The 4118-nt window shown below is 66.4% G+C and carries 4 protein-coding genes and 2 tRNA genes; 5 read left to right on the top strand and 1 reads right to left on the bottom strand.

All coding sequences use genetic code 11. The annotated features are described in order from the left end of the window. Together ACOJSF_RS06365 and ACOJSF_RS06360 are read left to right on the top strand one after the other, a co-directional pair. Positions 1-1108, top strand: a 1108-nt coding sequence (locus tag ACOJSF_RS06365; protein WP_420141379.1) for a hypothetical protein, incomplete at its 5' end; no start/stop codon positions are given. 67 nt (positions 1109-1175) lie between these two features. Beyond that, positions 1176-2651: a lipopolysaccharide biosynthesis protein gene (locus ACOJSF_RS06360; RefSeq protein WP_420141378.1), complete on the top strand. Its 1476-nt coding sequence runs from the start codon at positions 1176-1178 to the stop codon at positions 2649-2651. A 33-nt stretch (positions 2652-2684) separates the two neighbouring features. On the opposite strand, the gene rlmB is transcribed toward ACOJSF_RS06360, so the two are convergent. Next, positions 2685-3500, bottom strand: a complete 816-nt coding sequence (gene rlmB / locus ACOJSF_RS06355) for a 23S rRNA (guanosine(2251)-2'-O)-methyltransferase RlmB (RefSeq protein WP_420141377.1) — start codon at positions 3498-3500, stop codon at positions 2685-2687. A gap of 190 nt (positions 3501-3690) precedes the next feature. Between rlmB and ACOJSF_RS06350 the strand changes: the two genes are divergently transcribed. From ACOJSF_RS06350 to ACOJSF_RS06340, 3 genes are all read left to right on the top strand, one after another. Beyond that, positions 3691-3775 (top strand) — tRNA-Tyr (locus ACOJSF_RS06350). A 20-nt stretch (positions 3776-3795) separates the two neighbouring features. Beyond that, a tRNA-Gly gene (locus tag ACOJSF_RS06345) sits at positions 3796-3869 on the top strand. A 110-nt stretch (positions 3870-3979) separates the two neighbouring features. Continuing rightward, positions 3980-4118 (top strand): GTP-binding protein (locus ACOJSF_RS06340; RefSeq protein WP_420141380.1); only part of this gene is annotated, 139 nt, incomplete at its 3' end.

Raw genomic sequence — 4118 nt, 5'->3', positions numbered from 1 at the left:
ATTGCCAAAGCGTCTTCTGTTCGTCAGTTGCACGGGACAGGATGAAAATATCGGCGACGTTGTCCTCCGCCGCCGGCTGCTCGACGAACTTCGCGGCATCGGCCGTTTGCACGTGCTGTTGGCCGGCTGTTGCGACGGCTTCATCGACGCACTGGCGCTGGATCCGGACGACACCGTCTACCGGAGCGTTCACGAATGGAACGAAGCCCGGGACCGGGCCATGTCCGCTGGACCGATCATCTATGTCTCCAAGCCCGGCGAGGTGCAGGTGGAGCCGCGGAGGGTCATCAACGCCGCGCGCCAATTGCCGCTGATGCGCAAGATCGTGCAGAGCGGTGGCGCAGTGGTGCAGCTTGGCATCGGAGCCCGAAGCTATCCGTCCCTCTGGACGAGGGCCCTCGGAGCGGTGTTCCGATATCATGCGCTCGTCGCCTGGCGTGATCCGGTGTCGCAGGCGCGTTTCGGCTTCGGCGATCTGATGCCTGACTGGGGCTTCGACGATGCCGGGCCGACCCGGGAGGAGATGGCCGAGAGCGAGGTGCGCGACGTGCTGGCGATCTCGCTGCGCGGCGACCGTCCCTACCCGGACAAGGTCTGGCTCGATGGCGTGCGGGCCTTCGCGGATGAGGCGGGACTGAAGCCCGTGATCGTGACGCAGGTGCGCCGCGACAGCGAAACCGGCCGGCGGCTCGCCGCCGATCTTGGTGGCGATTTCGCTGACTGGGGCGACGAGTCGCATCGCGAGCAGGAGCTTCGCCTGCGCCGTCTCTATCGCCGCTCCAGGCTGGTGTTGAGCGATCGCCTGCATGTTCTCATTCTCGCCTTCACCGAGCTTGCGATCCCGCTCTGCTATCTCGATCGCAACGAGCGCACGGTGGGCCGGCATTTCGACGCCGTGGGCTATCGAAAGGCCAGCGTCAACATGTCGGGGCTTGATCGCGACGGACAGTTGGCGCTTCTGCGCGAGGCCGCCTCGCGCTCAGAGGAGGTCGCCGCGGCGCGCCTCCTGGCGCGGGCTCAGATCCGGTGGATGGGCGAGCGGCTCCGGGCCGTCGCGGGCGCGACCGGCGTTCCGGGAAAGGCGAAGGACGCCGCTCGGGCGGCGTGATCTCGTCGGCGATCGAGGGTGGCACAATGCCACCGGCAAACGAAGCGATTAGGGGACCTGGCCTCCTGTGAGTCTCGCATCCTCAGCGACTCGCGGCGCAGTGGTGACGCTGTTCTGGCAATCGAGCCGCGTCGTCCTGCAGCTGCTGACCGTCGTCGTTCTCGCGCGGATCATCGCTCCGCGCGACATCGGCCTTCTGGCCATGGTGCTGGCCATCACCGGCTTCGCGGAGCTGGTGCGTGATTTCGGCCTGTCGGTCGCGGCAGTTCAGGCGAAGACGCTGTCGCGCGACGAGAAGTCGAATCTCTTCTGGATCAACTCGCTGTTCGGGCTGCTGCTCACGGGCATCGTCTGTGCGCTGAGCGGTGCCATCGCGGGTTTCTATGGCGAACCGGTGCTGAGCACGATCGTCATCTGGACGTCGCTGACATTCTTCCTCAACGGCGTTGCCACCCAATTCCGCGCCGAACTCAACCGCAATCTGCGCTTTTCGGCGCTCAGCCTTGCCGAGATCGTGCCGCAGTTCCTCGGCTTTCTGGCGGGACTGCTGGTCGCGTACACGTCGCCGACCTTCTGGGCGCTGATCGCGCAGCAGCTCACGATGGCGGGAACCGGACTAGTGATGGTCGTGCTTCTGGCACGCTGGTGGCCGGGCCTGCCGAAGCGATCGGCGCCCGTCTGGCATCTGGCGCGGTTCGGTGCCGGCCTCGCCGGCACGCAGACCATCGCCTATCTCACCAAGAACGTCGACAACATCTCGATCGGCTATGTCTGGGGTCCGGCGCCACTCGGCATCTATGCCCGCGCCTATCAGGTGGCGATGCTGCCGATCCAGCAGGTGACCGCTCCGCTCAGCCGTGTCGCGATCCCGATCCTCAGCCAGGTGTCCGACGACGAGAAGCGCTACCTCAACTATCTCCTGACCGGGCAGTCGGTGTCGGGCTTTGTCTGTTCGGTGATCTATGGCGTGATGTGCGGCCTCGCCCATCCGCTGGTGCTGATCCTGTTCGGCGCGAACTGGATGGGAATGGTGCCGGTGATCCAGGCGCTGGCGATCGGCGGCATCTTCCGCGCGCTCGGCCAGATTTCCTACTGGATCTTCGTGTCACGGGGCCTGACGGGCCACCAGTTCCGCTTCTATCTCGTGACGCAGCCGATCATCATGCTGATGATGCTGGCGGGGCTCCCCTGGGGCGGAGCGGGCGTCGCGATCGGCGTCGCCTCCGGCTATGCACTGCTCTGGGCGATCCAGCTCTGGTGGGCCGGCAAGGTCAGCGGCGTGCGAATCGGCGAGCTCATGCGCAACGGCATCCTGCTCTTCGGCAGCATTGCCGTGCCGACCGCTGGCCTCGGGCTCGCGGCCGTGGCCCTTGTGGCCAATCCCTTCCTCGCCATCGCTGTCGGGCTCGCGGCGATCGGCATCTTCTACCTGCTGGTCTTCGCGCTGTTCGAGCGTCCGCGCCAGCAGTTCGCCCAGTTGCGGCAACTCTACTTCAATCGCAAGGCCGGCAAGGCGAAGGCGGTGGTTCCGAAGACCTCCTGACGCACCGCCAGCGCCGTGAAATGAACCGGCGGCTCAGGCCGCCGGCGTGTCCAGGTGGCGGCGGGCGACGTAGAGGGCGAGAGCAGCCGCGTTCGACACGTTGAGGCTCTTGATCACGCCCGGCATGTCCAGCCGCGCGACGGTGTCGCAGGTCTCGCGCGTCAGGCGGCGCAGACCCTTGCCCTCGGCGCCCAGCACGAGCGCGATGCGTTCACCGCCCATCGCGGTCTCGAGCGTCGCGTCGCCCTCGCTGTCGAGTCCGACCCGGGTGAAGCCGAGTTCGCCGAGTTCAGCGAGTGCGCGGGCGAGATTCGGCACCTCGACATGATTGATCCATTCGAGCGCACCCGAGGCGGATTTCGCGAGCACCCCGGTCTCCGTCGGCGCGTGGCGGCCGGTCGTGACGATGGCTTCGGCGCCGAAGGCGACGGCGGAGCGCATGATCGCGCCGACATTGTGTGGATCGGTCACCTGGTCGAGCACCACGATGAGCCGTGCGTCTCCGAGCATGGTGAGCGGAAGCGAATCGAGCGGCTCGACGAGCACCGCCACGCCCTGATGCACGGCGCCGTCACCCACCAGCCGGTCGAGGGCGCGATTCTCCGTCTCCTCGACCGTCGCGGGGAGGGGCGCGCCTTCTTCCTTCAGCCGGGCGAGCGCGTTCGGCGTCGCGGCGAGGCGAAGGATCGTCCGGCGCGGGTTGCCGAGCGCCGCGGCGACGGCGTGGATGCCATAGAGCCACAGCTGGTCGGGGCGTCGATCGCCGGGGGAAACGGGGGCGAACCGCCGCTCGCGGCGGCGCTCGGGCGGTCGTCCGCCACGCGGGCGCTTCTCTGAATCCTTGCTCATGCTTCGCTTATAGGTGTGCGCCCGGAGCGCGGCAACGGCTGCTCACAGGTCCTTTCGATCAAGGGGTTGATAGCGCTCCGAGGGGCGTTGACAGCGCCGGGCAAGGTCTCCATAACACGCGCCACGGAAAACCGGCCGACCAGCCGGTCCCGTGGATGATCCTGAACGCTTGACGCTCTGCCGGGATTACGGAGGGGTGCCCGAGTGGTTAAAGGGGACGGACTGTAAATCCGTTGGCTTAGCCTACGTTGGTTCGAATCCAACCCCCTCCACCATCTCGACGGAACGTCAGCGTGCGGGTGTAGCTCAATGGTAGAGCAGCAGCCTTCCAAGCTGAATACGAGGGTTCGATTCCCTTCACCCGCTCCATCTATTGGGCATCGCGCCGCCGGCGAGGCGGAACCTTCTCGCGGCGAGGTCGCGGTGCAAGCTGGGCCGGCCTGAGGCTCACGTGAACGAGACGACAGGAAACCACGTCGATGGGTAAAGAGAAATTCGAGCGTACGAAGCCGCACTGCAACATCGGGACGATCGGCCATGTCGACCATGGCAAGACGTCTCTGACTGCGGCGATCACGAAGGTGCTTGCGAAGACGGGCGGCGCGACCTTCAAGGCGT

The sequence above is a fragment of the Sphingomonas sp. genome (assembly GCF_048594985.1).
In the GTDB taxonomy this organism is placed as follows: domain Bacteria; phylum Pseudomonadota; class Alphaproteobacteria; order Sphingomonadales; family Sphingomonadaceae; genus Sphingomonas_I.
Note: the sequence above shows the minus strand (reverse complement) of the source record. Positions and strands in the feature narration are given on the sequence as shown.

Excerpts from the sequence above, each read along its gene's own strand:
- rlmB (WP_420141377.1), bottom strand. The coding sequence starts at position 3,500 with ATGAGCAAGGATTCAGAGAAGCGCCCGCGTGGCGGACGACCGCCCGAG.